Below are 1,751 nucleotides of genomic sequence, written 5' to 3'. Positions count from 1 at the left end.
CCGGTGAACGTCTCCACCCACAACGGCTCAGCCCGCAACACCCCACCCATACAAGAGGAATGCCCTAACCCAGACGTTCTGCAACAACCTTTAGAGCGGTGTCTCCTTGATCTGCTCGTCGGTTGATCGGGTGTGTCTGTCCGGTGGGGTGATCACTGATGCGATGTGGGACGGGATCGAGCCGTTGATGCCGGCAGATCCGGCCCGTGGTCGGCGATGGGCCGACCATCGTCGAACCCTTGAGGCCATCGCGTGGAAGTACCGCACCGGCTCGCCCTGGCGGGACCTGCCCGACGAGCTCGGCTCATTCCAGACCGCTCACAAACGGCTGATCAGGTGGGCCGTGGACGGCACCTGGGAACGCATCCTCGCCACGCTCCTGGCAGCGGCCGATGGTGCTGACGACATCGGTTGGACCGTGTCGGTGGACTCCACCGTCTGCCGGGCTCACCAGCATGCTGTCGGAGCCAGGAAAAAGGGGCTCCGGATCAGGCTGAGCCCGATGACCACGCGCTCGGACGTTCCCGCGGCGGCCTGAGCACGAAGGTCCACCTCGCCAGCGACAGCCACGCACGACCCTTGACCCTCCGCGTCACCGCAGGCCAAGCGGGCGACGCCCCGGCCTTCGAGACCGTCATGGCCAGCATCCGTGTTCCGCGAAGCGGACCCGGAAGGCCAAGGACCCGCCCGGACGTCGTCCTGGCCGACCGCGCGTATTCATCCCGCGCGATCCGTGAGCATCTCCGGCGGCGAGGGATCCGTGCCGTGATCCCGCAGCCCGCCGACCAGGTCGGACACCGACTGCGGCGAGGTCGCGCCGGTGGTCGCCCGCCCGGCTTCGACGCCGAGGCATACAAACAGCGCAACGCCGTCGAACGATGCATCAATCGCCTCAAGCAGTGGCGGGGTCTGGCCACGCGCACCGACAAGCTCGCCATCGCCTACCAGGCCGCACTGCACCTCGCTGCGATTCTCATGTGGACACGGCCTTGACCGAGGGTCAGAGCTTAGGACAGCGGCCGACCGCCAAGGCCGGTCCGTCTGACGCCGCGGGGTGAGAACGTCATCGGTCCTATCCAGCCCTGGCGGACGATGGCGATCTGAGAGGGCAGCGGTGACACCGGGTCGAGCGCCCTCCCGCGCGCCCAGTTCTTGAACATCCCCTCGGTCGTCTCGACGGCGGACACCACCATGGTCACCTTCAGGTCCCCGTCGCTCCAGGTGTTCCACAGTGCCCAGCCCTCCGGCCTGGGTTCGACGCCGATCCGTGCACACACCTCCTCGTATGCTTCCTCCTCGCCAGCCGGCATGGCCCCGGGCTTCAACACCGAGGCTCCGGCGAGGCGGACCAGGGGCCGGTCCTCCTCCAGGCAGCCATCGCCTTCTAAGTGGTAGTGGCGCAGAGCCCGAGCAAGCACGTTCACGCTGCGCTGGAGTGGTGTCGCCTCTTCCGGGTCTGTCTGCAACGAGAGCCATCCTTCGTTGGATGCCTCCACACTGACGCGGTTGGCGAGGCGCTCGATCTCCCGGAGATAGTCCAGGTCACTGAGCTCGGGTGAGGTCATGGCCCGAAGTTTCGCACCATGCCGCCGACGCTGACACAGGTTATCGATCCAGCCCGCAGTACCGTGCGCACCGCACTTCCAAGAGACAGGTCCTAAAGGTTGTTGCAGAAGGGTGGGTGTGGGCAGGTCAAGTGGTGTTTGACCTGTTGGTTCAGCCGGTCATGGTGAGGTTGTGCATGGTGGCGA

The 1,751-nt window shown here is 66.2% G+C and carries 2 protein-coding genes; one reads left to right on the top strand and one right to left on the bottom strand.

Annotated elements, in window-relative coordinates:
- The first annotated feature begins 163 nt into the window (after nucleotides 1-163).
- Nucleotides 164-993, top strand: a protein-coding gene (locus ACFVDM_RS38320; RefSeq protein WP_383651489.1) for an IS5 family transposase whose coding sequence is annotated in 2 segments (ribosomal slippage) — nucleotides 164-476 and nucleotides 476-993 — 831 coding nt in all. Because the reading frame shifts where the segments join, the coding sequence is not laid out codon by codon here.
- A gap of 14 nt (nucleotides 994-1,007) precedes the next feature.
- On the opposite strand, the gene ACFVDM_RS38315 is transcribed toward ACFVDM_RS38320, so the two are convergent.
- Nucleotides 1,008-1,565 (bottom strand): hypothetical protein, encoded by a 558-nt coding sequence (locus ACFVDM_RS38315; protein ID WP_383651482.1) that lies wholly within the window; start codon nucleotides 1,563-1,565, stop codon nucleotides 1,008-1,010.
- Nucleotides 1,566-1,751 lie beyond the last annotated feature (186 nt).

The organism is Streptomyces sp. NPDC057682 (assembly GCF_042799575.1).
In the GTDB taxonomy this organism is placed as follows: domain Bacteria; phylum Actinomycetota; class Actinomycetes; order Streptomycetales; family Streptomycetaceae; genus Streptomyces.
Note: the sequence above shows the minus strand (reverse complement) of the source record. Positions and strands in the feature narration are given on the sequence as shown.